This is a genomic window from Ruegeria sp. CDSA193 (genome assembly GCF_059611885.1).
In genome coordinates this window covers 124993-148443 of record NZ_JBXWPN010000010.1, presented here as the reverse complement: position 1 = coordinate 148443, position 23451 = coordinate 124993, and the positions used below count along the sequence as shown (strand labels likewise).

General features: G+C 56.2%; 27 protein-coding genes. 14 read left to right on the top strand and 13 right to left on the bottom strand.

Annotation, left to right across the window (positions count from 1 at the left end):
• The first annotated feature begins 24 nt into the window (after window positions 1-24).
• Complete coding sequence (trxA, locus tag AC2FLG_RS18020) at window positions 25-345, top strand: thioredoxin (protein ID WP_271950641.1); 321 nt, start codon at window positions 25-27, stop codon at window positions 343-345.
• A 166-nt stretch (window positions 346-511) separates the two neighbouring features.
• Here the strand turns inward: trxA and AC2FLG_RS18015 are convergent, their stop codons facing one another.
• Window positions 512-706 carry a DUF1127 domain-containing protein gene (locus AC2FLG_RS18015; protein ID WP_142637449.1) on the bottom strand — a complete coding sequence of 65 codons (195 nt, stop codon included), beginning with the start codon at window positions 704-706 and terminating at the stop codon, window positions 512-514.
• 198 nt (window positions 707-904) lie between these two features.
• Between AC2FLG_RS18015 and hslV the strand changes: the two genes are divergently transcribed.
• Window positions 905-1456, top strand: a complete 552-nt coding sequence (gene hslV / locus AC2FLG_RS18010) for an ATP-dependent protease subunit HslV (RefSeq protein ID WP_142637447.1) — start codon at window positions 905-907, stop codon at window positions 1454-1456.
• Window positions 1457-1469: 13 nt separating this feature from the next.
• Here the strand turns inward: hslV and AC2FLG_RS18005 are convergent, their stop codons facing one another.
• Window positions 1470-2711 (bottom strand): MFS transporter, encoded by a 1242-nt coding sequence (locus AC2FLG_RS18005; protein WP_496707384.1) that lies wholly within the window; start codon window positions 2709-2711, stop codon window positions 1470-1472.
• A 180-nt stretch (window positions 2712-2891) separates the two neighbouring features.
• Between AC2FLG_RS18005 and hslU the strand changes: the two genes are divergently transcribed.
• The 3 genes from hslU to AC2FLG_RS17990 all read left to right on the top strand — a co-directional run bounded on the left by hslU (window position 2892) and on the right by AC2FLG_RS17990 (window position 6608).
• Window positions 2892-4199, top strand: coding sequence for an ATP-dependent protease ATPase subunit HslU (gene hslU / locus AC2FLG_RS18000; RefSeq protein WP_142637444.1), 1308 nt, complete (start codon window positions 2892-2894; stop codon window positions 4197-4199).
• Between the two features lie 97 nt (window positions 4200-4296).
• Window positions 4297-5391 carry an alpha/beta hydrolase gene (locus AC2FLG_RS17995; protein ID WP_496707382.1) on the top strand — a complete coding sequence of 365 codons (1095 nt, stop codon included), beginning with the start codon at window positions 4297-4299 and terminating at the stop codon, window positions 5389-5391.
• Window positions 5391-6608 carry an MFS transporter gene (locus tag AC2FLG_RS17990; protein WP_496707381.1) on the top strand — a complete coding sequence of 406 codons (1218 nt, stop codon included), beginning with the start codon at window positions 5391-5393 and terminating at the stop codon, window positions 6606-6608. Before AC2FLG_RS17995 ends, AC2FLG_RS17990 begins: the two co-directional genes overlap by 1 nt.
• On the opposite strand, the gene AC2FLG_RS17985 is transcribed toward AC2FLG_RS17990, so the two are convergent.
• The 3 genes from AC2FLG_RS17985 to AC2FLG_RS17975 are packed head-to-tail and all read right to left on the bottom strand — an operon-like array spanning window position 6605 to window position 8882.
• A complete protein-coding gene (locus tag AC2FLG_RS17985; protein ID WP_496707380.1) occupies window positions 6605-7192 on the bottom strand; it encodes a Smr/MutS family protein in 588 nt (195 codons plus the stop codon). The genes AC2FLG_RS17990 and AC2FLG_RS17985 overlap by 4 nt on opposite strands.
• Entirely contained in the window at window positions 7192-8226 is a 1035-nt protein-coding gene (gene mltA / locus AC2FLG_RS17980; RefSeq protein ID WP_282027493.1) for a murein transglycosylase A, read from the bottom strand. The genes AC2FLG_RS17985 and mltA overlap by 1 nt, the downstream gene beginning before the upstream one ends.
• Window positions 8223-8882, bottom strand: a complete 660-nt coding sequence (locus AC2FLG_RS17975) for a Tim44/TimA family putative adaptor protein (RefSeq protein WP_142637434.1) — start codon at window positions 8880-8882, stop codon at window positions 8223-8225. Before AC2FLG_RS17975 ends, mltA begins: the two co-directional genes overlap by 4 nt.
• A gap of 108 nt (window positions 8883-8990) precedes the next feature.
• Here AC2FLG_RS17975 and AC2FLG_RS17970 point away from each other — a divergent pair, with 108 nt between their 5' ends.
• Window positions 8991-9491, top strand: coding sequence for an FxsA family protein (locus AC2FLG_RS17970; protein ID WP_142637432.1), 501 nt, complete (start codon window positions 8991-8993; stop codon window positions 9489-9491).
• A 54-nt stretch (window positions 9492-9545) separates the two neighbouring features.
• Window positions 9546-10043: a protein-export chaperone SecB gene (secB, locus tag AC2FLG_RS17965; RefSeq protein WP_142637430.1), complete on the top strand. Its 498-nt coding sequence runs from the start codon at window positions 9546-9548 to the stop codon at window positions 10041-10043.
• A 27-nt stretch (window positions 10044-10070) separates the two neighbouring features.
• Here the strand turns inward: secB and dnaQ are convergent, their stop codons facing one another.
• Genes dnaQ through AC2FLG_RS17945 form a run of 4 tightly spaced genes read right to left on the bottom strand, consistent with a single transcriptional unit; the run spans window position 10071 to window position 12805 of the window.
• Window positions 10071-10793 (bottom strand): DNA polymerase III subunit epsilon, encoded by a 723-nt coding sequence (dnaQ, locus tag AC2FLG_RS17960; RefSeq protein ID WP_496707378.1) that lies wholly within the window; start codon window positions 10791-10793, stop codon window positions 10071-10073.
• Window positions 10786-11379 carry a dephospho-CoA kinase gene (gene coaE, locus AC2FLG_RS17955; RefSeq protein WP_496707377.1) on the bottom strand — a complete coding sequence of 198 codons (594 nt, stop codon included), beginning with the start codon at window positions 11377-11379 and terminating at the stop codon, window positions 10786-10788. Before coaE ends, dnaQ begins: the two co-directional genes overlap by 8 nt.
• A complete protein-coding gene (locus AC2FLG_RS17950) occupies window positions 11376-12209 on the bottom strand; it encodes a shikimate dehydrogenase (protein ID WP_496707375.1) in 834 nt (277 codons plus the stop codon). Before AC2FLG_RS17950 ends, coaE begins: the two co-directional genes overlap by 4 nt.
• Window positions 12206-12805, bottom strand: a complete 600-nt coding sequence (locus tag AC2FLG_RS17945; RefSeq protein ID WP_142637605.1) for a Maf family protein — start codon at window positions 12803-12805, stop codon at window positions 12206-12208. Before AC2FLG_RS17945 ends, AC2FLG_RS17950 begins: the two co-directional genes overlap by 4 nt.
• 404 nt (window positions 12806-13209) lie before the next feature.
• On the opposite strand from AC2FLG_RS17945, the gene AC2FLG_RS17940 reads away from it, so the two are divergent.
• The 7 genes from AC2FLG_RS17940 to AC2FLG_RS17910 all read left to right on the top strand — a co-directional run bounded on the left by AC2FLG_RS17940 (window position 13210) and on the right by AC2FLG_RS17910 (window position 20577).
• A complete protein-coding gene (locus tag AC2FLG_RS17940; protein WP_142637422.1) occupies window positions 13210-13659 on the top strand; it encodes a CopD family protein in 450 nt (149 codons plus the stop codon).
• Between the two features lie 124 nt (window positions 13660-13783).
• Window positions 13784-15055, top strand: coding sequence for a transcription termination factor Rho (rho, locus tag AC2FLG_RS17935; RefSeq protein WP_142637421.1), 1272 nt, complete (start codon window positions 13784-13786; stop codon window positions 15053-15055).
• Between the two features lie 31 nt (window positions 15056-15086).
• Window positions 15087-16373 carry a tRNA uridine-5-carboxymethylaminomethyl(34) synthesis GTPase MnmE gene (gene mnmE, locus AC2FLG_RS17930; RefSeq protein ID WP_496698689.1) on the top strand — a complete coding sequence of 429 codons (1287 nt, stop codon included), beginning with the start codon at window positions 15087-15089 and terminating at the stop codon, window positions 16371-16373.
• A gap of 12 nt (window positions 16374-16385) precedes the next feature.
• Complete coding sequence (mnmG, locus tag AC2FLG_RS17925; RefSeq protein WP_496707373.1) at window positions 16386-18254, top strand: tRNA uridine-5-carboxymethylaminomethyl(34) synthesis enzyme MnmG; 1869 nt, start codon at window positions 16386-16388, stop codon at window positions 18252-18254.
• Window positions 18251-18865, top strand: a complete 615-nt coding sequence (gene rsmG / locus AC2FLG_RS17920; protein ID WP_496707372.1) for a 16S rRNA (guanine(527)-N(7))-methyltransferase RsmG — start codon at window positions 18251-18253, stop codon at window positions 18863-18865. The genes mnmG and rsmG overlap by 4 nt, the downstream gene beginning before the upstream one ends.
• Window positions 18858-19661 carry a ParA family protein gene (locus AC2FLG_RS17915; RefSeq protein WP_142637414.1) on the top strand — a complete coding sequence of 268 codons (804 nt, stop codon included), beginning with the start codon at window positions 18858-18860 and terminating at the stop codon, window positions 19659-19661. Before rsmG ends, AC2FLG_RS17915 begins: the two co-directional genes overlap by 8 nt.
• A gap of 19 nt (window positions 19662-19680) precedes the next feature.
• On the top strand, window positions 19681-20577 hold the full coding sequence (locus AC2FLG_RS17910; RefSeq protein ID WP_142637412.1) for a ParB/RepB/Spo0J family partition protein: 897 nt from the start codon (window positions 19681-19683) through the stop codon (window positions 20575-20577).
• Here AC2FLG_RS17910 and AC2FLG_RS17905 read toward each other — a convergent pair.
• Genes AC2FLG_RS17905 through rph form a run of 4 tightly spaced genes read right to left on the bottom strand, consistent with a single transcriptional unit; the run spans window position 20567 to window position 23392 of the window.
• On the bottom strand, window positions 20567-20920 hold the full coding sequence (locus AC2FLG_RS17905; protein WP_496707370.1) for a YbaN family protein: 354 nt from the start codon (window positions 20918-20920) through the stop codon (window positions 20567-20569). The genes AC2FLG_RS17910 and AC2FLG_RS17905 overlap by 11 nt on opposite strands.
• A gap of 3 nt (window positions 20921-20923) precedes the next feature.
• A complete protein-coding gene (gene hemW / locus AC2FLG_RS17900) occupies window positions 20924-22078 on the bottom strand; it encodes a radical SAM family heme chaperone HemW (protein ID WP_496702901.1) in 1155 nt (384 codons plus the stop codon).
• A complete protein-coding gene (rdgB, locus tag AC2FLG_RS17895) occupies window positions 22068-22682 on the bottom strand; it encodes an RdgB/HAM1 family non-canonical purine NTP pyrophosphatase (RefSeq protein WP_496707368.1) in 615 nt (204 codons plus the stop codon). Before rdgB ends, hemW begins: the two co-directional genes overlap by 11 nt.
• Window positions 22679-23392, bottom strand: a complete 714-nt coding sequence (rph, locus tag AC2FLG_RS17890; protein ID WP_496692602.1) for a ribonuclease PH — start codon at window positions 23390-23392, stop codon at window positions 22679-22681. The genes rdgB and rph overlap by 4 nt, the downstream gene beginning before the upstream one ends.
• Window positions 23393-23451 lie beyond the last annotated feature (59 nt).

Here is a 23451-nt window from a genome sequence, read left to right as displayed (position 1 = left end):
CATTCCCCATTCAGGAGACAGAATATGTCGACCGTAGCTGTTACCGACGATACTTTTGACGCCGAAGTCAAGAATTCCGACATCCCCGTAGTTGTCGATTTCTGGGCCGAATGGTGTGGCCCCTGTAAACAGATCGGACCCGCTCTGGAAGAGTTGGCGGCTGAATATGGCGACAAGGTCAAGATCGCCAAAGTCGATGTAGACAGCAACCCGAACTCTGCCGCCGCCATGGGCGTACGTGGCATCCCGGCGCTGTTCATCTTCAAGGATGGTCAGGTCGTTTCGAACCGCGCAGGCGCCGCGCCGAAAGCCGCGCTGCAAAGCTGGATCGAAGAAGCGCTCTGATCCGGTTCGGGAAACAACGTTTGAAGGCGCCTTATTCGGGGCGCCTTTTTTCGTATCTGGGGCAAAGCGCTTCCGCCTGAATTGTCTGACTGGAAAAAGCTGCGCAGAAAAAGAAAAAGCCGCCCAGACCCGGGCGGCTTATCTTGAATTCACGAATTCTCGTGGATCAGAGGGTGGTGATATCCGCGCGGCACAGGCCGATATCGTCCAGCTGTTCATCACTGAGAGCCGACAGGGCATTGCGGGTTTTGCGGGATTCATTCCAATCGGCGGCTTTTTCAAAAGCGCCAAAAAACGCGTCCACTACATGCAGGATGGTAGCTGCTCCGAGCGGCGCATGGATATTTGCGGTAGTTGCCATTTGCGCATTCCTTATAAACAGAAACAGCCGACCCGTTGTCGGTTGTGAGCCTCATGTAGGATTTTCAACTGAGTCCCACAATTGCTGGTTTTACAGCCCCGATTTGCGTTTTTTGCATATCTTATAAGCAAGTTGTGAACTGTTGCGCTGCGGATGAGACCGGCCCATATAGAACAGCAGGCGAAAACGGAGGCCCCCATGGCAGACAGCGACTTTCCCGGTTGGCACGGCACAACCATTATTGGCGTCAAAAAAGGCGGGCAGGTGGTCATTGCCGGGGACGGGCAAGTCAGCTTGGGCCAGACCGTGATCAAAGGGACCGCGCGCAAGGTACGCCGCCTGTCACCCGGCGGATTCGAGGTTGTCGCAGGCTTCGCCGGATCAACCGCCGATGCCTTTACCCTGCTGGAACGTCTGGAAACCAAGCTTGAGGCCACGCCCGGCCAACTGGCCCGCGCCTCGGTCGAGCTGGCCAAGGACTGGCGCACCGACAAATACCTGCAAAAGCTTGAGGCGATGCTGATCGTCACTGATGGCAAGGATCTGCTGGTGATCACCGGGGCAGGGGATGTGCTGGAGCCGGAACACAACGTGGCTGCCATCGGATCGGGTGGTAATTTTGCCCTGGCAGCGGCGCGCGCGATGATGGATGGCGACAAACCGGCGGAACAAGTCGCCCGCGAAGCCATGGCCATCGCCGCCGATATCTGCGTCTATACCAATGGCAATCTCACGGTTGAGACGATCTAAGACGCAAGTTGTCTCAGGCCAACAGCTCTCGGATCTCTTTGCCCTTCCACCGCATATGCATCCCGACCAGCCCCAACAGGGCGGTCAGGATCACGATGTAGTAGGGCAGTCGGATGTCGATACTCATCAACCCGCCGCCGATCAGGGACATGACGCCCCCGGCCAGACAGAAGACAGCCGTAGTCACCCCCATGACCCAGCCTTGATCGGTGTCGCTGACACTGGAGGAAAACAGGCCCAGCAGTGTCGGGTATGAGACGCCAAAGAAGAAATAGAAGAAAAAGACCGGGACATAGCTCAGCACACCGCTGGGGCTGAAGGCGAAACCTAGGCCGCTGATCACCATCACAACCAGTGAGACATAGATGATCTGGTGTTTGCTGAACCGTTCCTGCGCAGGTTTGACCAGGAAGGTGCTGGAAAAGGCCAGCGCAACCCCAATGACGACCATGGCCATGCTGCCGCCGATGACCCCGTATCCAAATGCGCTGGTCAGGAAGTTGTCGACAAACACATAGAAGGTCACATTGGCGATCATGAACAGGCCATAGACCGGCATGATTTTCAGAACCATCGGATGTTCGCGCACCGCTATCAGGCTGTCGGTGATATCGCGGGGGCGAAAGACAAAGGGCTCACGCTCGGTCCGGGTATCCTTGAAATACGCGGCGACAAGGAAAATGGCGATCAATACCAGAACAAAGGCGCCGTAGAATGGCGTTTTCAGCGTCGCCGCGCTGCCCAGCAGGGCCGAGTCCGACAGGACCGCGCCAATAATGGGACCGCCAACCAGGCCAAAGCTGACACCTGTCACGATATAGCCCATGTTGCGGTCGCGGTCAGTGACATCGGTGCTGCCGTCAATCATTGCCGCCTGCGCGATAGGCTGGTTGCCAGCTGTGAACCCGGTGATCGACCGGCCGACAATCAACAGCAAAAGGCTGTTGAGATACAGCGCAGTGATGGTCAGCGCATAACCTACCAATGCCCCTCCCAGACACACTAGCAGCGCGTTCTTGCGACCAATGGAATCTGAAACCTTAGAGACATAGACCACGCCCAGAAACCAGGACAGAAAGAAACAGCCAATCACCAAGCCGTAGTAGAAATGCCGGGTGCCCATGGCCGTGTTTTCAGGCAGGAACCCCGATTTCGTCTCCATGATCAGTGAGTTGATGATCGGAAAGACCAACCCTTGCCCGATCAGGTCGACAAACACGACAAACAGCAGGGTGATCTTGGCAATCTTGGTCATTTCCGCGCTCCGGGCTCTCAACGCTTTGAAATCACTGTAACAGAGGCCGGGCGCTTTACCTATGGAAAGCATTTGCAAACCGGGTGGGGCATTGCTAACCAACGCTGCCGCTGTTGTTTTCGCCGTTGCGGTGATTACCTAGACCGCAGCCAACTTATGCCGACCGAAAGGACTGCCCCCGTGACCGACCTGACCCCGCGCGAGATTGTCTCGGAACTGGATCGCTTTATCATCGGGCAGAAGGATGCCAAGCGTGCAGTCGCCGTGGCGCTGCGTAATCGCTGGCGGCGCAAGCAACTGGCTGATGACATCCGGGATGAGGTTTATCCCAAGAATATCCTGATGATCGGCCCCACCGGCGTTGGCAAGACTGAGATCAGCCGGCGTCTGGCCAAGTTGGCCCGCGCACCCTTCATCAAGGTCGAGGCCACCAAATTCACCGAGGTTGGATATGTTGGCCGCGATGTGGAACAGATCGTGCGTGATCTGGCCGATGCCGCGATCCTGCAGACCCGTGAATTCATGCGTGAGGACGTCAAAGCCAAGGCCCATCAGGCCGCCGAAGACCGGGTGATTACTGCCATTGCCGGGGAAGACGCACGTGAGGGCACCCGCGAGATGTTCCGCAAAAAGCTCAAATCCGGAGAGCTGGACGACACAGTGATCGAGCTGGAACTGACGGATACCTCAAGCCAGATGCCGATGTTCGATATCCCTGGCCAACCCGGCAGTCAGATGGGGATGATGAATTTGGGCGATATTTTCGGCAAGGCCTTTGGCGGGCGCACCGTCAAGAAACGCCTGACCGTCGCCGAAAGCTATGACATGCTGATCGGAGAAGAGGCCGACAAACTGTTGGATGACGAAACCGTAAACCGCGCGGCGCTGGAATCGGTTGAACAGAACGGCATCGTGTTTCTGGACGAGATCGACAAGGTTTGCGCCCGTTCGGACGCACGCGGCGGTGATGTCAGCCGAGAGGGGGTGCAGCGTGACCTGTTGCCTCTGATCGAAGGCACAACCGTCTCCACCAAGCATGGGCCGGTCAAAACCGACCACATTCTTTTCATTGCCTCAGGCGCGTTTCATATTGCCAAACCATCCGACCTGTTGCCGGAACTGCAGGGGCGCCTGCCGATCCGTGTCGAGCTGCGCGCACTGACCGAAGAGGATTTCGTCCGCATCCTGACCGAGACAGACAACGCGCTGACCCGCCAGTACACTGCCTTGATGGGCACCGAGGATGTCACGGTCAGCTTTACCGAGGACGGCATCGCAGCCCTGGCGAAAATCGCAGCGGATGTGAACCAAAGCGTCGAGAATATCGGTGCACGTCGGCTTTACACCGTGATGGAGCGCGTATTCGAGGAATTGTCTTTCACAGCCCCCGATCAGGCCGGTTTGGAAATCACCGTGAATGCACAGTTCGTTGACGACAATCTGGGTGAGCTGACAAAGTCTACGGACCTCAGCCGTTACGTTCTGTAATATCTCCAGCCGGTTTTTGCCGGTCCGTGTCATTGACCCCGCTGGACCTGGGATCAGAATAGAGTAGCGTGTGCGCAAATTCCTTAGGGGGCGACAGGTGCTGCGCTATATTATTTTTGTCCTGACTGCGGCAACGCTAGCCGCATGTGTCGACCGGACCGTATCTCAAACCGTGCCCTCGGCACTGGAGATTGGCACGCCCAAAACCATTTACGCAGCAACCACCCGCGCGCGCGAAGCGGACGGATCCTATGGGTACCGCCGCAGCGATCAGCTGCAGTTTCTCGAGATGACGGTCTCGATTCCACCCAATCACACACCCGGGACATTGGATTTTTCCTATGCCGACCCGGACCCGGAAAATCAGTTCGTGATGGCTGATGAAGACGAGCTTGCTGGACCCCAGGGCCTTGCCTCGCGACTAAGAGGTGTGGACGAGGTTTCGATCTTTATCCACGGCTATAACACGACCCAGTCAGAAACAGTGTTCCGCGCCGCGCAGTTGGAACATGATCTGGAAATACCGGGTGAAACCATGGTCTATTCCTGGCCAAGCCAGGCAACGGGTTATGGCTATGCCTATGACATCGACAGCATGCTGTTCGCCCGAGATGGTCTGGAACAAACTGTTCGCCAGCTGAAATCAATGGGGGTCGATCGGGTTATCCTTGTGGCGCATTCCATGGGCACCGCCCTGACGATGGAGATGATGCGGCAGGCCGAGCTGCGCGAACCAGGCTGGTCGCATCGGAATATCGAAGGGGTTGTTCTGATCGCACCGGATCTGGATGTCGATCTGTTCCGGTCGCAGATGGACAGCATCAAAACGCTGCCTGACCCGTTCATTGTGATGATCTCACGCAAAGACAGGCTGCTGAGTATATCCGCACGCCTGCGCGGTACCGCCAAAAGCGAACGTCTGGGAAATATCAGCTCGGCCGATGCGCTGTCCGAATATAAGATCAGTATTCTGGATACGACCGCCTTCAACAGCGATGCCGGGTCGTCTCATTTCGTGGCTGCAACCTCTCCGGCGCTTTTGGCGATTATCAATTCCACCCGCCGGGTCAGCAGTACCTTTGGCAGGCAACGCGGGATTGACGTGATCGCCCCCGCCGAGGTCCGCAACCCGACCGGGGCGACCGAGATTGAGCTGACCGAGACCGGGCAGGCCAAGGTCAGCTCTCCGTAATGTCCTTTCACCTGGGGCATTATCTGAAAGCAAATGCCTCATGGCTTGGCGCCGGAGTTCTGCTGACCTTTCTGTCCTGTTTTGGGCAAACGTTCTTCATCTCGATCTTTTCCGGCGAAATTCGTGCGACGTTCGGGTTGAGCCATGGGGCCTGGGGTGGGATCTATTCGCTGGGTACGACCGCATCTGCCATCATCATGATCTGGGCGGGCGGGCTTACGGATATCTTCCGGGTGCGTGTGCTCGGCCCCGCTGTCCTGGCTGGGCTAGCCGTGGCGGCGCTAGCGATGGCGTTGAACCGCTGGCTGATCCTGCTACCGCTGGTGATCTTCCTGTTGCGCCTGTTCGGGCAGGGGATGAGCACCCATCTTGCCTTGGTCGCGATGGCGCGTTGGTTTACCACAACGCGCGGCAAGGCCTTGTCGATCGCCTCGGTCGGATTTGCGGTTGGCGAAGCGCTTTTGCCGGTAATCTTTGTCGCTGCGATGGTGTTTTTGGATTGGCGCCTGCTCTGGATCATCTCGGCAGGTATTTGTGTGGCCGGCATTCCGATTCTGCTGCGCTTGCTTCGGCAAGAGCGCACACCGCAAAGTCTGGCCAGCGAGTACTCAGCAGCAGGTATGCAGGGGCGGCACTGGACACGCACCGACGCTTTGCTGAACCCGTTGTTCTGGTTCATGGCCCCCGCTTTGCTGGGTCCTTCTGCCTTTATCACCGCCTTCTTCTTTCATCAGGTCCATCTGGCCGAGGTCAAAGGCTGGCAACATATCGAATTGGTGGCGCTGTTTCCCGTCTACACAGGTGTTTCCCTGATCTCGATGTTTGTCGCGGGATGGGCACTGGATAAATGGGGAACCACCCGAATGATGCCCTTTTATCAGGTGCCGATAGCTATCGGGTTCATTTTGGCGTCTGCAAGCACCTCGATTAGGGGTGCGGTTGCTGCATTGGTCTTTCTGGGGCTTACCGTCGGCGCAAACAGCACCTTGCCCAGCGCGTTCTGGGCGGAATTCTATGGAACCCGTCATATTGGCGCGATCAAGGCCATGGCCACTGCGGTCATGGTCCTTGGGTCGGCGATTGGCCCCGGACTGACCGGCGTGTTGATTGATCAGGGGGTTCCGCTGGACACGCAGTTCCTGTGGATCGGCGTCTTCTTCCTGCTGGTTTGTCTGCTGACCTGGATTGGAATCAGCCGCGCCGCACGCACGCTTTAGCGACTGCGACGCAGATAGACGTAATAGGCCCCGTCGCCACCATGGCTGATATGCGCGGGCGTCACCTGCATCACAGCCTGTGCCAAGGGCGGCAGTGACAGCCATTGCGGTACCTGATTACGCAAGACGCCGCGCGGAGTGGGGATGGGGCCGGGCTCGTCCCGATCCTTGCCCTTTCCGGTCACCACCAGAACCAGACGCTTGCCCGAAGCCTGCGCGGTTAGCACAAAGCGCACCAGTGCCGGATAGGCCGTGTCCATCCGCAAGCCATGCAAGTCCAACTTGCCCTCGGGCCGGAGCTTGCCACGTTTCATCCGGGTAAAAGCCTTGCTGTCCATTTGCACCGGGTTGGCGCGTAACCCTTCGGTAACGGATGGTTTCAACACATGCCGTACACCCCTGCCAGCCGCGTTCTGCCCGACTTCAAACGCCTCGATCCGGGGCTTAAAGGTCTTTGTCGGTTTCGGCTTGGGCAATGAGGTGGGGTGCACCGACTGCGGCAGTTCGGGATGCAGGCGATCTGCCTGTTTGGTCACCTTGCGCCACAGATCCATTTCGTCAGGGGTCAATTTGCGGCGCGACATCAGAACTCGTCCGGTAAAAGAGCATAGGCGCGCTGAATCGGCAGCAGAACCACCATGCGACCCGGATCTTTCAGGCGCCCCGCTGCGGCCCCTGCGGCATCGCCGGTTCCAAAGAAAATATCAGCCCGCTGCGCGCCCTTGATTGCGGACCCGGTATCCTGAGCGATCATCAGCCTGCGCAAAGGATCTTTGCCGTCCTTTTCGACCCAGACTGGAGCACCCAGCGGTGTGTATGCCGGATCGGCGGCAATGCTGCGCATGGTGGTAACCGAACGGTTCATCGCACCCAGAGGGCCAAATTCCGGTGCAACACGATTCACCTCGCGGAAGAACACATAAGACGGGTTGTGAAACAGCAATTCGGTACCCGCCTCGGGATTCTTGCGGACCCAGGATTTGATCATCTGCGCACTGACCTGATGCGCACCCAGGGCACCGCGCCGGATCAGTTCGGACCCGATCGAACGATAAGGATGCCCATTGGCGCCCCCATAACCAACCCGCAGCGCCTTCCCATCGGGCAACCGGATACGGCCTGAGCCCTGAATCTGCAGAAAGAACAGCTCGACTGGGTCGTCCACCCAGGCGATTTCAAGACCGCGGCCCTGCATGACATCACCGGTCAGCAGATCGCGACGGGATAACCATTTTTCGGCTCCGCGCGCCTCAGGAGGCATTTTATAGATCGGGTATTTATACCGCTCCGATCTGGTTTTGGACCCGTCCAGTTCGGGTTCAAAATAGCCTGTGAACAGGCCATCCTTCCCGTCTTCGACCAGAACGGGACGGAAGAACAGCTCAAAAAATGACCGGGCCGCATCGGGCTTATAGGTGCGTGCCACGCCGCACAATGCCTGCCAGTCCGGATCATCCAGATCACCGCACGTGTTCAGAAAAACCGAAAGGGCCGCCCCGTGATCATCGGCGGCCCAACCATTCAGGTCATCATAGGACAGTATGGATCGTGTCACCTCGGCGCTGGCAGAGGTGGTCATGACAGCCACCAGGAAAAGCGACCGAAACGCTGCAATCATGCGTCCGTGGCAACAAGCAGCCAGTTCGGATCGTCCGAGCCCATAACGCGGGCAAAGGTCCAGCTGTCCTTTTGACGTTTAACCGTATTTGGGTTGCCCTCGATGATATCGCCACCACGATCCCGCACGGCCGAAGTCAGCTCACCAACAAATTTCATGGTGATTTCGGCCTGGTTGGTATCCTTGTCAAAGCTCACATCTGCCAGTGTGGTTTCGCGCACACCGATAAATTCGGCCTCGATGGTCAGCCCCTGATCCTCGCGCGCGGCAACGACCGAAACAAAGGTTTCAAATACCTCTTCCGACAGGAAGGGCTGGATTTCATCCAGATTACCCTTTTCGAACCCCATGACGATCATCTCATAAGCGCCGCGAGAGCCCTGAACAAACTCACCCACCGAAAAGCCCGGCTCGATCCGTTTCATAGCGGATAGGGTCTGCGCCTGTTCGCTGTCCTCGGGCACGTGATCGGTAATGTCGTGATCTGGCCCGCCCTCAATCACCTCAAAATCACGGCGCGACTTATTGGCTTCGGACTGTTGTTGAAGCGGGGGTTTCTCAAAACCCTCACGTGTACCCAGTACGCTTTTCAGGCGCAGGATCAGGAAAACGGCAATTCCGGCCAGGACCAGCAACTGGATCATAGGTTCGTTCATTTCATCCTCTTGGTCAGACCGCGGCTTTGTATACACGGCCTCTTGCCACTATGTAGGTGACAGTTCGGGACAAGTCTACCGCCCGACCTGCAGTAAAGGATAATGCAAATGTACCTGTTCCTGGCTTTTTTACTTGTTCCGATCATCGAAATCGGCCTGTTCATTCAGGTTGGTGGGCTAATCGGACTGTGGCCAACCCTTGCGATCGTGGTTCTAACGGCCGTTCTGGGTACCGCTTTGGTGCGGACACAAGGTCGCATGGCGTTGGAAAACCTGCAACGATCCTTTGCAGAGCTTGACGACCCGACCGAACCTTTGGCCCATGGCGCGATGATCTTGCTGTCTGGTGTCTTGCTGCTGACACCGGGGTTTTTCACCGATGCCGTTGGATTTGCGCTGTTAATCCCTGGCGTCCGGGTCTCTGTATTCCGCTATCTCCGCTCGAAGGTCACAATCACGCAGTTTCAGATGGGCGGCGGGACGCAGTTCAGGACCGGGCCCCAAGCATCGACCCAGGGCGATGTGGTCGACGGTGAATACACCGAGGTTCGCCCCCGTCAGAACCCGTCAAAGCCATCGAAATGGGTCGAAGGGCCGCACCAGCATTGAGGTGCCTCGCCCAACTTGCTAAGCAGTGGCGAAATTCAGTTTCGGAGTAGACCCATGGCCGAAGACGGCGCCCAAGAAAACACCGCGGCCCAGACCGCACCCCAGATCCAGATGCGCGTTCTGGGACAATTCATTCGCGATATGTCCTTTGAAAACGTGATGGCGCAAAAAGGCGTGTCTGGCGATGTCCAGCCCGAGATCGCGGTTCAGGTCAATCTGGACGCCAAAAAGCGCCCGGCTGAGCATCAATACGAGGTGTCGATCAAGCTGAACCTCAAATCCAAAGCCAAGGGCATGGAAGACATCCTGTTCCTGTGCGAGCTGGATTATTGCGGCCTGTTCCATGTGGAAGGTGTCGCCGAAGACCAGCTGCATCCGTTCCTGATGATCGAATGCCCGCGGATGCTGTTCCCGTTCCTGCGACGCATCGTCAGCGACATCACGCGCGACGGTGGGTATCCGCCGGTGAACCTGGACAACATCGATTTTGTCAGCCTGTACCGGAATGAATTGATGCGCCGTCAGGCCGAGACGCAAAAAACACAGGCCTGATCAGCCTTACCCGCGCCGGGGCTGACCTCAGGCGCGGGACCACAAGGCGTTTTCGCCCAGTTTTTCCACAAATTCCTCATGTGCCGCGCGTTCGTCCTGGGTGATCCGGGGCGGCAGGGCGTCTTTGCGCGGCGATGGCCGCCACTCTTCTGCTCCGCCAGCGGAAGACGACGCAGAGGTCGAAAGCCCGAAATCAGGCTGACGGCCCCCGATCAGCTCAAGATAGACCTCAGCCAGAATTTCCGAGTCGAGCAAGGCCCCGTGCAAAACCCGGTTCGAATTGTCGATATTGAACCGCCGGCACAGCGCATCCAATGAGGCGGGCGATCCCGGAAACCGTTTGCGCGCAATCGCCAGCGTATCCAGCGCCTGATCCATCGGGATCGGCGGCAGTCCCATCCAGCCCAGCTCGGCATTCAGGAATTTCATGTCGAATGACGCATTGTGGATCACCAGTTTCGAGTCAGCGACAAAATCCCGAAACCCCTGACCAACCTTGGCAAAAACCGGCTTGTCCTTCAGCGTGACCTGACCTTTTTCCACCGGGCGGGGCGGTTCCAGCAGGTCCGGGCCAATGCCATGCACGCCAAACGCCTCTTCGGGCATGAACCGTTGAGGGTTGATATAGACGTGATAGGTTTCGCCCGTGGCGACGTGATTCCAAAGCTCAACCGCACCGATTTCCACAATCCGGTCGCCGCTCTCAGGATCAAAGCCCGTGGTTTCGGTATCGAGTACAATCTCACGCATCTGCCAGCCCTGCCCGTATCTGCCTGACCACATCCTGCACCTGTGTGCGGGCGTGGTCCAGACTGTCCGTGACGATCACAAAATCAGACCGCGCGCATTTTTCGTCATTCGGCATCTGCTTGGCTTTGATCTGCTCGAATTGCGCCTCGGTCATGGTACCGCGCGCCATCACGCGGCGTTTCTGCTCGTCAGCCGGGACCGAGACACAGGCGACTGCATCCATCGCCGCATCTCCATCGGTTTCAAATAGCAGGGGAATATCGAAAACCAGAATATCTGCGGTGGCTTGTTTCCGGAACGCCGCTCGATCCGCCGCCACCAGCGGGTGAACAATGGCCTCAATCGCTTTCAGCGCCGCTGGGTCTGCCGAAATGAACCGTTTCAATACTTCCCGGCTAACCGCGCCGTCGATAATGGCCTCAGGAAACGCCCTACGCATCGGCTTGATCGCTGTCCCGCCACGCGCGTATAGCCGATGCACGGCGGCATCTGCGTCCCACAACGCACAGCCTTCGTCGACGAACATGCTGGCAGTTGTGCTTTTTCCCATGCCTATAGAACCGGTCAGGCCAAGTGCAAAGCTCATCCCAGTACCGCAGCACGCAAATCAGAAGTGACTTCAGGGCGCACCCCAAACCAGCTTTCAAATCCAGGTACGGCCTGATGCAACAACATACCAAGGCCATCTACGGGTGTGCATCCCGCCTGTTCTGCTGTTTCCAGCAAGCGTGTCTTAAGTGGCGCATAGACCAGATCGGTGACTATGGCACCGGGCTGTAACCCGTCCAGAGGCACCCGCAGCTCGGGCTGGCCGTGCATCCCAAGCGAACTTGTGTTGACCACAAGTTCCGCATCTTCAACCACGTTGCCCGCTTTCAACCAATCCACCACCGTTATGGTCGTACCAAACTCTTCCTTCAGGCGATCTGCACGTGTGCGCGTCCGATTGGTCAAGAAAATCTCGGGCACACCTGCATCGACCAACGCTTGAAGAACCGCACGTGCGGCGCCTCCGGCACCAAAGACAACCGCGGGGCCATCCGCTGGAATCCAATCTGGGGCGCCGCTGCGCAGGTTCTGCATGAACCCGTACCCATCGGTGTTATCCGCATGGATCGAACCGTCGGGCTGAAACACAAGCGTATTAGCAGCCCCGATCTGCCTGGCCCGGTCCGAAGCCGTATCCGCCAGATCCAAGGCCACCTCTTTATGGGGCACTGTGATGTTGGCCCCGACAAATCCGGCTTTGGGCAAGGTTCGTAGAACAGCCTCAAGATCATCCGGTGCGACATCCAAGGGGATATAGTGACCGGCCAGGCCATAAGTTTTCAGCCAATGGCCATGCAGTATTGGGGATTTCGAATGGGAAATCGGATGCCCGATCACACCCGCCAGCGGGATCTGCTTGCCACTCATTGATCAATCACCCCTTTGACCGCCAGAAAATTCAACAGCTCCAATAGGGGCATACCCAAAACGTTAAAATAGTCACCGTCAATGGTTGCGAACAGCCGCACGCCTTCTTCCTCAAGCTTATAGGCCCCGACTGCGTGGCGGATGCTGTCCCAGTTGCGCGCAACATAGTCGCGTAGATAGGCGTCCGAACTCATCCTCATCCGCAGGCGCACCTGACCTACATGTCGCCAGATCGGCTCGCCATTCTGATAGATGACGGCTGCGGATAACAGCATATGCCGCTTGCCCCGCATCGCTTTGAGCTGCGCCAGCGCATCCTCGGGCGATTGCGGTTTGGACAAAAGCTGACCTTCGAAATCCAGCACCTGATCACATCCCAGAACCATCGGCCCCGGCACCTTGTCGCTGACCTTGCGGGCTTTCATCTCTGCCAGAGTATCGGCAATATCACGTGGAGATGCCTCTTCGGCCAGCAAAGCCCGTTTGGCGGTCTCTTCGTCCACGCGTGCAGTTTGAACGGTAAACCGCACGCCCGCATTCTCTAGCAACTGCGCACGAATGGATGACCCCGAGGCCAATATGATGGGGACAGAAATGTGGAAAACCCCCTGAGCAAATGGTTGATCGTTCAAGGATGGTTTGTATGGTTTTCCTGTTGACACGCAAGCCCGGTGTTTTCGCGAAAAACTTCTATGAGTCGCCCGAACCCTGTCCAGTCTGGACAAGGATAACTTTGAACATCGGGACAAGAGGGATATCCCAGCTTATTCATCAAGTTATCCCCGGAAGTCTACGCATTACATATTCATAACATATTGTTTTATTGTAGTTTTTTATGAAATCAACAGAAACACCCAGTTCTCGGGTGAAACTATCCACCTGGGGAAAACAGATGGGTAAATAAGTAATCCACGGAATTTAATCTCCCTACAAAACCATCATCCTTTCTCTTTTCCTATTTTTTTTATAGGGAGAGATCCAAACCACGCCCGGAGCTGGAATGACTGATCTTCTTTTCACCATCTATCCCTGGGTGAAGTCCCTGCACATCATGGCCGTGATCTCTTGGATGGCCGGTTTGTTCTATCTGCCTAGATTGTACGTCTATCACGTAGAAAAAGCCCAAGGCGTTGACGGGGCGCAGGAGATCTTCTTTGAAATGGAAGAAAAGCTGCTGCGGGTGATCATGCGCCCGGCGATGTACGTGGCCTGGGCCTGCGGCCTGATCATGGTATTCACACCAGGCATAGTCGGCTGGGATTTTGCCTGGCCCTGGGTCAAAGGCGCAGCAGTGATTGCGATGACTTGGTTCCACTACTGGCTGATGGTACGTCGAAAGGACTTCTTAGAGGGCCGAAATACGCTCACTGGGCGGCAGTATCGCATGATGAACGAGGTGCCTACCATTTTGATGGTTATCATCGTTCTGGCGGTCGTTCTGAAGTTCTGAGCAGCTATTTGACTCTTTGTAGGTAAGCGCTTATTTATCGCGTAACACGCCCGTCCGGGCGGCGTATCTTCCGTATTGAAATTCCAGTCCGAGCCGCATCCATGCGGCCAAGGTTCTTATCATCATGTCTAATGAATCCCTCAATCTGGCCGATCTGAAAGCCAAAAGCCCCAAAGACCTACTGGCGATGGCCGAAGAGCTTGAGATCGAAAACGCCTCGACCATGCGAAAAGGCGAGATGATGTTCCAGATTCTGCGCGAACGCGCAGATGAAGGCTGGACCGTGGGCGGCGATGGCGTACTTGAGGTTCTGCAAGATGGGTTCGGGTTCCTGCGTTCGCCCGAGGCGAACTATTTGCCCGGTCCTGATGATATCTATGTCTCGCCAGAAATGATCCGCCAGCATTCGTTGCGCACCGGTGATACGGTCGAAGGTGATATCAAGGCGCCGGACGAGAACGAACGGTATTTCGCACTGATCAAGGTCACCAAGATCAATTTCGAAGATCCCGAGAAAGCCAGGCATAAAGTTGCTTTCGACAACCTGACACCGCTTTATCCGGATGAGCGCCTGAAGATGGAAGTCGAAGATCCAACCATCAAGGACAAGTCCGCCCGTGTCATCGATCTGGTTTCACCGATCGGTAAAGGTCAGCGGTCGTTGATTGTGGCACCGCCACGGACCGGTAAGACGGTGATCCTGCAGAATATTGCGAACTCGATCGAAAAGAACCACCCTGAGTGCTATCTGATCGTCCTACTGATCGACGAGCGGCCGGAAGAGGTGACCGACATGCAGCGTTCGGTGAAGGGCGAGGTCGTGTCGTCGACCTTTGATGAACCCGCCACCCGCCACGTTGCCGTATCTGAGATGGTTATCGAAAAAGCCAAGCGTTTGGTCGAACATAAACGAGATGTTGTTATTCTTCTCGACTCGATCACAAGACTTGGTAGGGCATTTAATACCGTGGTTCCATCCTCGGGTAAGGTTCTGACCGGCGGTGTAGATGCAAACGCTCTGCAACGGCCTAAGCGGTTCTTTGGTGCGGCACGGAATATCGAAGAAGGCGGCTCGCTGACCATCATCGCCACTGCGCTGATTGATACCGGCAGCCGGATGGACGAAGTCATCTTCGAAGAATTCAAAGGCACTGGTAACTCGGAAATCGTTCTGGATCGTAAGATCGCAGATAAGCGTGTGTTCCCGGCCATCGACATCCTCAAATCTGGCACAAGGAAAGAGGACCTGCTGGTCGACAAAGGCGATTTGGCGAAAACCTTCGTTCTGCGCCGCATCCTCAACCCGATGGGCACCACCGACGCGATCGAGTTCCTGTTGTCCAAGTTGAAACAGACCAAGACAAATGGCGAGTTCTTCGATTCGATGAACACCTGACACAGGTCCTGGACGCAAGCGAGGCGGTCGAATGGATACGATATTCGCCTTGGCCAGCGCACAAGGCAAGGCAGGGGTGGCGGTCATCCGTCTCTCGGGCCCCTTGGCGCATCCTGCCGCGGCTGCTCTTTCCGGTGCTGCTTTGCCCTCCCGCGGGATGCGGGTGCGCAGCCTGTATGGCAAAGACGGATCGCGCCTGGATGATGGGGTAGTTCTGACCTTCCAGGCCCCGGCCAGCTTTACTGGCGAAGACGTGGCAGAGCTACAGATTCACGGCAGTACAGCGGCGGTCAACGCCGTCATGCGCTGCCTTGCGGACATGGACGGTTTGCGCCTGGCCGATCCCGGGGAATTCACCCGCCGTGCCTTGGAAAACGGCAAAATGGATTTGACACAGGTCGAGGGCCTTGCCGATCTGATCGACGCTGAGACAGAGGCTCAACGCAAGCAGGCACAGATCATTCTGGCCGGAGAGCTTGGGAATTTGGCTGAACGCTGGCGGCGCGATTTGATCCGCGCCGCATCGCTGCTTGAGGCAGTGATTGATTTTGCCGATGAAGAGGTGCCAACCGATGTTACCCCTGAAGTGCGCCAGTTGATCACGGATGTCATTGCAGATCTACAACGTGAAGCTGAAGGGGTTCGTATTGCAGAACGCATTCGAACCGGGTTCGAGGTTGCGATTGTTGGCTTGCCAAATGCCGGAAAGTCGACATTGCTGAATGCTCTGGCCGGTCGCGATGCAGCGATCACGTCGGAATATGCCGGAACAACGCGCGATGTGATTGAAGTTCGAATGGACCTTGAGGGACTTCCCGTTACTTTGTTGGATACAGCGGGCTTGCGGGAAACCGACGATCACGTCGAAAGCCTGGGAATTGAGCGGGCCAAAAAGCGCGCCGAGGCCGCCGACCTGCGCGTATTTCTGACTGATGATCCAAAAGAGCTGGGCGTTCAGATGTTGGAAGGAGATATTCAGGTTCTTCCGAAGTCCGATCTGAGAAACAGTTCTGATGAAGGAATCTCAGGGAAAACCGGGCAGGGTGTGGATCGGTTGATTTCCAACATATCGCGTGTTTTGGGTGATCGTACTACTACCCATGGTATCGCCACGCGTGAAAGGCATCGTATAGCGCTGATCACAGCGCGCGACGCACTTAGTGCTGCAATCGCTGTTCTGGAATCAGGTCCCGACCTGTATGATATCGCAGCCGAGGAACTGAGGACCGCGATCCGCGCTTTGGAAGCTCTGGTTGGCAGAATTGGTGTAGAAGACTTGTTGGATGAAATATTCTCAAGCTTCTGCCTGGGAAAGTAAGGAGTGTTTCACGTGAAACATTCGGATTTTGACGTCGTCGTTATCGGAGCGGGCCACGCCGGAACAGAGGCGGCCCATGCGGCCGCCCGGATGGGTGCGACTACCGCCCTTGTGACTCTGTCGGCCACTGATATCGGCGTAATGTCCTGTAACCCGGCTATTGGGGGCCTCGGGAAAGGGCATCTTGTTCGCGAAATTGACGCGTTGGACGGGGTGATGGGGCGCGTCGCAGACCAGGCGGGAATTCAGTTTCGTTTACTGAATCGCCGTAAAGGCCCCGCTGTGCAGGGGCCCAGAACGCAGGCAGACAGGGCTTTGTACCGAGCTGCGATGCAGCGAGAAACCACGGCACAGCCGGACCTCAGCGTCGTAGTCGGCGAGGTGACAGATTTCCTGGTGAATGGATCTGCTGTTACCGGAATTCGATTGGCGGATGAGTCTGAAATACGGGCCGGCGCTGTGATCCTGACGTCTGGGACATTTTTGCGAGGCGTTATTCACATTGGTGACGTATCGCGCCCTGGCGGACGTATGGGGGATCGTCCCTCGGTAAAGCTGGCCGAGCGTTTGGATAGCCTTAACCTGCCGCTAGGACGCTTGAAAACGGGGACACCGCCCCGGCTGGATGGTCGGACGATTGATTGGTCAGGTCTCGAAAGTCAGGACGGCGATGATGAACCTACGCTGTTCTCATTCCTTTCGATGGGGGTGGTGGCGCCGCAGATTTCTTGCGGGATTACGCATACCAATGCCAGAACACATGAGATCATTGAAAAGAACCTTTCCAGATCGGCGATGTATGGGGGGCATATTGACGGTATAGGCCCCAGATATTGCCCTTCGATCGAAGATAAGATTGTGCGGTTTGCTGATAAGGAATCTCATCAAATTTTCCTCGAGCCAGAAGGTGTGAATGATCACACAATCTATCCGAATGGAATTTCTACCTCACTGCCACAGGATGTTCAGGTCGACTATGTCAGATCAATTAAGGGGCTGGAAAAGGCAGAGATCCTCCAACCTGGCTACGCCATCGAATATGACTACGTAGATCCTCGCGTTCTTACATCATCACTGTCGTTGCCTGAGGCGCCAGGACTATATCTTGCGGGTCAGATTAACGGTACCACAGGATATGAGGAAGCTGCAGCTCAGGGAATGGTGGCTGGCCTCAATGCTGCCCTTCAGGTCTTGGGTCGGGATCCAATCCATTTCACGCGTTCCGACAGTTATATTGGTGTCATGGTCGATGACCTGACCACTCGCGGAGTGGCGGAACCTTATCGGATGTTTACCTCACGGGCAGAGTTTAGATTGTCTTTGCGCGCCGATAATGCCGACCAACGACTGACGCCTATTGGCCTACGCCTAGGTTGCGTAAGCGAGACACGCCGCAAGCACTTCTCTGAAAAGATGGAGAAGTTGGAGGCTGCGAAAAAGAAGCTCACAGATCATTCCTATACTCCGAAAGAAGTGCGAGAAGCTGGTATCGAGGTCAATCAGGATGGCAATCGCCGCGATGGTATGGCGATTTTGGCCTTTCCTGATGTGAACTTTGAGGACCTTGTTCCCTTGATTCCTGAGTTGCAGGACGTTGATTCAGGCATTCGGCAGCAAGTGGAACGCGATGCGCTGTATGCGAATTATATCGAGCGGCAAAGACGTGATGTCGAAGCGATGAAACGCGATGAAGCCTATGAGATTCCGCGTGATTTTGACTTCTTCGCATTGGATGGGCTGTCGTCAGAGATGAAGCAGAAGTTGTCCAACGCCCGTCCTGAGAATGTAGCGCAGGCAAGCCGGATAGAGGGTGTGACGCCGGCTGCGCTGACTCTGGTGTTGGCCAAGCTTCGCCGCGATCAGAGGGTGCGCAAAGCATGAAGGAAGAGCTGTTTGACGGTCTGAATGTTTCACGTGAAACATATGATCGACTGGCAACATATGTTGCCCTTGTCGAGCGCTGGAACCCGAAAATCAACCTCGTATCGCGCAAAAGCTTGTCCGAAATCTGGACACGGCACATTCTGGATTCCGTTCAGGTTTTTCGATGTGCCGAGAACTTTTCGCATTGGGTTGATATTGGAAGTGGTGGTGGGTTTCCCGGTATGGTCTGTGCAATTATGGCGATCGAAGAAGCGCCAGGCGCAAAATTCACCTTTGTTGAAAGCGATCAGCGAAAATCTGCGTTTTTACGCAATGTATCCCGGGAATGTGGCGCAAACTGTAAAGTGGTGGCGAAACGCATTGAAGCGGTGGACCCCCTGAATGCAGATGTTTTGTCTGCCCGCGCCTTGGCAGATCTCGGGGTATTATTATCTTTTTGTGACAGACATTTAGGCGATTCTGGCGTCGCTTTGTTGCCGAAAGGTGTAAGCTGGAAAAAAGAGGTACAGGATGCGCAGGAAGAATGGAATTTCACCTGTGATCCGATTACAAGTTTAACAGAACCCCAAGCCGTCATCCTCAAGGTCAAAGGAGTATCACGTGGTTGATCTATCTCGTCCCTCAGGCCCCCGGATCATAGCGGTAGCCAACCAGAAGGGCGGGGTTGGGAAGACGACAACAGCCATAAACTTGGCAGCAGGCCTGGCCGAGGCCGGATGCAGGGTTTTAGTGGTTGATCTGGATCCACAGGGGAATGCTTCAACCGGTTTAGGTGTCGAGGATCGAGATTGGACAACTTATGACCTGATTCTGGATGATGCGCCTTTGGATGCGGTCGTTCAGGACTCGGAGATTGAAGGCATTCTCGTTGTCCCCGCTACGGTAGACCTCAGTTCCGCCGATATTGAACTGATTTCGAACGAAAAACGCAGCTATTTACTGCATGATGCGTTACGCCAGACTGCTATTGATAAGTACGATCTGGATTTCGTCCTGATTGACTGTCCGCCATCGCTGAATCTTCTGACGGTAAACGCGATGGTCGCAGCGCATTCCGTACTGGTGCCATTGCAAAGTGAGTTCTTCGCATTAGAGGGTTTGTCCCAGCTCATGCTGACCATTCGCGAGGTGCGACAGACTGCGAATCCAGACCTCAGAATCGAAGGTGTTGTGCTGACTATGTATGACAACCGCAACAACTTGTCCCGTCAGGTCGAAAAAGACGCACGTGACAATCTGGGTGAGATGGTATTTAAAACCAAAATACCCAGAAATGTGCGGGTCAGTGAGGCTCCGTCATACGCGTTGCCGGTTTTGCAATATGACTCGGGGTCTCTGGGCGCGATGGCCTATCGGCATTTGGCCCGGGAAGTCATGCATAAGAACAATAAAACCGCAGTCTGAGCGGTACTAGGAGGACCCTGTGACAGCCAGAAAATCAAAACCAAGAGGGTTGGGTCGCGGGCTTTCGGCGTTGATGGCAGATGTCACACAAGAGCCCCAGGGACGCGTGCCAACTGATTCACGGCGGCCGGACCTGACGATTCCAATCGAAAAGCTTCACGCAAACCCAAATCAGCCGCGCCGCACCTTTGCCCGGGAACATCTGGATGAGCTTGCCGCTTCGGTCAAAGAGAAGGGGATCATTCAGCCGTTGATCGTCCGCGAGATTGCCGAAGGCGATTATGAAATCGTCGCGGGTGAACGCCGCTGGCGCGCGGCGCAAATGGCGCAGTTGCATGATATCCCCGTTATCGTTCGCGATTTTGATGACACTGAGGTTCTGGAAGTCGCCATTATCGAAAACATTCAGCGCGCGGATTTGAATGCGGTGGAAGAGGCGGCCGGCTATAAGCAGCTGATGGACCGCTTTGGTCATACGCAAGAAAAGCTGGCTGAAGCATTGGGCAAAAGCCGCAGTCATATTGCCAATTTGCTGCGCCTGTTGTCCCTGCCAATGGATGTACAAACCCTTGTAATAGAAGGAAAATTATCGGCTGGCCATGCGCGGACGCTGATCACGGCCGAGAATGCCTCGGACCTTGCAAAGCAAATTGTCAAAGACGGGCTGTCGGTGCGGGCAACGGAAGCGCTGGTGAAGAAGCAACAGCAGGGGGATGCGGCCCGACCGGCACCAAGGTCTCGGGATCTGAATGCGGGTAAAGATGCGGATACCCGGGCGCTGGAAAAGGATCTTTCCGCGATTCTGGCGATGAAAGTGGCGATCAATCACAAAGCGGGCTCGGAAACGGGGCAGGTGGTCCTGACCTATGAGAACCTGGATCAACTGGATGATCTTTGTTCCAAGCTCAGCCGCTAGGGCGGGTCCAGATAAAGAACATCACGCCGCCTAGTACAATCGCCTGGATGATCAGGACATGAGACGGCGCAGATATCATGACCGATAGTCCAAATACGGCGGTGACCGACAGGGTGGCCGCCTTTTTTGCGGCCGGACGAATTGTGCCTGAACTCTGCCAATCGACGATCATTGGGCCAAACAGTCGGTGCGTTATCAGCCAGCTATGCAGCCGTGAAGACGAGCGGGCAAAGAAGAAGGCGGCGAGTAGCAGAAATGGAACCGTTGGTAGTAGGGGAAGCACCACCCCAACAGCGGCTAGCCCGACGCATAACAATCCAAGCCCTGCCCACAGATATTGCATGGTCTATCCCAAAAGTTCGCGGATCACCGCGTTCAAGACGGCCCGCCCGTCGGTTGTGGCCATCAGTCTACCATCCAGCATTTGAACCATGCCGATATCCTGAAGATGGCCCAATGGGTCTTGTGGTAAGGGGTGGCCTGATATTCCCATATATCTATCTATATCTAGCCCGTCGGAAACTCTAAGACCCATCATAAGGTATTCACTTGCCTGATCTTCACGCGACAATGCGGCGCGTTCTTTCTCTCCGCTACCACAGGAAGCCGCATCCAACCACCGCTGCGGATTCAGATAGGTTTCAGTCGCGTATTTCTGGCCATTCTGGGTGATCCGCCCATGGGCGCCGGGGCCAATGCCGACATAGTCACCATAGCGCCAATAGATCAGATTGTGCTGTGATTCCGCGCCGGGGCGGGCGTGGTTCGATACCTCATAGGCGGGCAGACCATGAGCCTCGCAGATTTCTTGCGTGGCCAGATACATATCGGCGGCGCTATCATCCAAGGGTAGGCCGCGTAGCTTGCCCACGGCATAGCGATCACCAAAGGCGGTTCCGTCTTCAATGGTCAGTTGGTACAGCGACAGGTGATCGACCGCCATCGACAGGGCTTCGGTCAACTCTGCGCGCCAGGCATCAAGGGTTTGATGTTGCCGCGCATAGATCAGGTCAAAGCTGACCCGTTCAAAACAATGACGGGCTATGTCATAAGCAGCCCGCGCTTCGGCCACGCTGTGAATGCGGCCCAACCGGCGCAGATCGTCATCATTCAGCGCCTGTACCCCCATCGAGATACGGTTGACGCCTGCTTCTCGGTAGGCAGCGAACCGTCCCGCCTCGACCGAGCCGGGATTGGCTTCAAGTGTGATTTCCATGTCATTGGCGGGGTGCCAAAGGGCGCGGGCGGTATCAATCACTGCGGCGACGGTTTCGGGATCCATCAGAGACGGGGTGCCGCCGCCAAAGAAGATGGTGTTCAGGACACGGTTGGGGGTTTCGGAAGCGCTACGGCGCAGCTCGACCAGATATGCATCAAGCCATTGCTTTTGATCAATATTTCTTGAAACATGGCTGTTGAAATCGCAATAGGGGCATTTGGCCTCGCAAAAGGGCCAATGCACATACAGGCCAAAGCCCCCATTGCGCCAATCATCCGCCAAAGCAGCCTTTCACGAACATCTCAACCGCGCGACCGCGATGGCTGATCTTGTTCTTTTCCCAGCGATCCATCTCGGCAAAGGTAATGTCATGACCCTCGGGCACAAACATTGGATCATAACCAAAGCCGTCCGCACCGCGAATGGGCCAGACCAGATGGCCGGGGGCGATGCCTTCGAACACCTCATCATGCCCGTCGGGCCAGGCCAAAACCAGCGTGCAACGAAATTGTGCGGTGCGGGGATGGGCGGCGTTCTTCGCCTCAAGCTCCCCATGTGCGCGTGTCATCGCCACTAGGAAATCGCGGCCATTGCCGGTTTCTGCCCAATCGGCGGTGTAGACGCCCGGCGCCCCGTCAAGCGCGTCGATGGCGATCCCGGAATCGTCCGACAGGGCAGGAAGGCCGGTGGCTTTGGCGGCGGCATGGGCCTTGATCCGGGCATTGCCGACGAATGTATCCTCGGTCTCTTCCGGTTCAGGCAGGTCCATGTCCGCGGCGCCGATAACACTGACGCCAAAGGGTTCAAGCAGATGTGCCATCTCCTCAAGCTTGCCTTTGTTATGCGTGGCCACCAGCAACCTGTCGCCGTCGAACTTGCGGGTCATGCGGTGGCGGCCTTTTGCGCAGCAGCCAGTTCACTAACGCCCTGTTCAGCCAGATCCATTAGTTGATCCATCTGAACGCGGCTAAAGACCGAGCCCTCGGCGCTCATTTGAACTTCGATCAATTTGCCGGACCCAGTCATGATAAAGTTGCCGTCCACGCCGGCTTCGCTGTCTTCGGGGTAATCCAGATCCAGCACCGGTTGACCGGCGTAAATACCGCAGGACACGGCTGCAACCGGGTCAACCAGCGGGTCCGAGATCACGTCACCCGTTTTCATCAGCTTGTTGACCGCAAGACGCAGCGCAACCCAACCGCCTGTGATCGAGGCACATCGGGTGCCACCATCGGCCTGGATCACATCGCAGTCGACGGTGATCTGGCGTTCACCCAAGGCAACCCGATCGACACCTGCACGCAGGGCACGGCCGATCAAACGCTGGATTTCCACGGTACGACCACCCTGCTTACCGCTGGCAGCCTCGCGCCGCATCCGTGTATTGGTCGCACGGGGCAGCATGCCGTATTCGGCGGTAACCCAGCCCAGGCCCGAACCCTTGATGAACGGTGGCACGCGATCTTCGATCGTGGCAGTGCACAACACATGGGTATCGCCCATCTTAATCAGGCAGGAACCTTCGGCATGTTTGGTAAATCCCGTTTCGATTGAAACGGCGCGCATTTCGTTTAGATCACGTCCTGAGGGTCGCATGGGAATTCCTTTGTTTGCTGGTTTGGGGATACCGCCCCGCAGCGTCAGGATGCAACCCT

Coding starts and splice junctions, on each gene's coding strand:
- mltA (WP_282027493.1), bottom strand. CDS start 8,226: ATGATTGCAGCGTTTCGGTCGCTTTTCCTGGTGGCTGTCATGACCACC.
- AC2FLG_RS17990 (WP_496707381.1), top strand. CDS start 5,391: ATGTCCTTTCACCTGGGGCATTATCTGAAAGCAAATGCCTCATGGCTT.
- coaE (WP_496707377.1), bottom strand. CDS start 11,379: ATGAGCTTTGCACTTGGCCTGACCGGTTCTATAGGCATGGGAAAAAGC.
- hslV (WP_142637447.1), top strand. CDS start 905: ATGGCAGACAGCGACTTTCCCGGTTGGCACGGCACAACCATTATTGGC.
- AC2FLG_RS17940 (WP_142637422.1), top strand. CDS start 13,210: ATGACTGATCTTCTTTTCACCATCTATCCCTGGGTGAAGTCCCTGCAC.
- AC2FLG_RS18015 (WP_142637449.1), bottom strand. CDS start 706: ATGGCAACTACCGCAAATATCCATGCGCCGCTCGGAGCAGCTACCATC.
- AC2FLG_RS17905 (WP_496707370.1), bottom strand. CDS start 20,920: ATGCAATATCTGTGGGCAGGGCTTGGATTGTTATGCGTCGGGCTAGCC.
- mnmE (WP_496698689.1), top strand. CDS start 15,087: ATGGATACGATATTCGCCTTGGCCAGCGCACAAGGCAAGGCAGGGGTG.
- rdgB (WP_496707368.1), bottom strand. CDS start 22,682: ATGACCCGCAAGTTCGACGGCGACAGGTTGCTGGTGGCCACGCATAAC.
- secB (WP_142637430.1), top strand. CDS start 9,546: ATGGCCGAAGACGGCGCCCAAGAAAACACCGCGGCCCAGACCGCACCC.
- dnaQ (WP_496707378.1), bottom strand. CDS start 10,793: ATGCGTGAGATTGTACTCGATACCGAAACCACGGGCTTTGATCCTGAG.
- AC2FLG_RS17970 (WP_142637432.1), top strand. CDS start 8,991: ATGTACCTGTTCCTGGCTTTTTTACTTGTTCCGATCATCGAAATCGGC.
- rph (WP_496692602.1), bottom strand. CDS start 23,392: ATGCGACCCTCAGGACGTGATCTAAACGAAATGCGCGCCGTTTCAATC.
- AC2FLG_RS17975 (WP_142637434.1), bottom strand. CDS start 8,882: ATGAACGAACCTATGATCCAGTTGCTGGTCCTGGCCGGAATTGCCGTT.
- rsmG (WP_496707372.1), top strand. CDS start 18,251: ATGAAGGAAGAGCTGTTTGACGGTCTGAATGTTTCACGTGAAACATAT.
- AC2FLG_RS17985 (WP_496707380.1), bottom strand. CDS start 7,192: ATGTCGCGCCGCAAATTGACCCCTGACGAAATGGATCTGTGGCGCAAG.
- rho (WP_142637421.1), top strand. CDS start 13,784: ATGTCTAATGAATCCCTCAATCTGGCCGATCTGAAAGCCAAAAGCCCC.
- AC2FLG_RS18005 (WP_496707384.1), bottom strand. CDS start 2,711: ATGACCAAGATTGCCAAGATCACCCTGCTGTTTGTCGTGTTTGTCGAC.
- trxA (WP_271950641.1), top strand. CDS start 25: ATGTCGACCGTAGCTGTTACCGACGATACTTTTGACGCCGAAGTCAAG.
- AC2FLG_RS17950 (WP_496707375.1), bottom strand. CDS start 12,209: ATGAGTGGCAAGCAGATCCCGCTGGCGGGTGTGATCGGGCATCCGATT.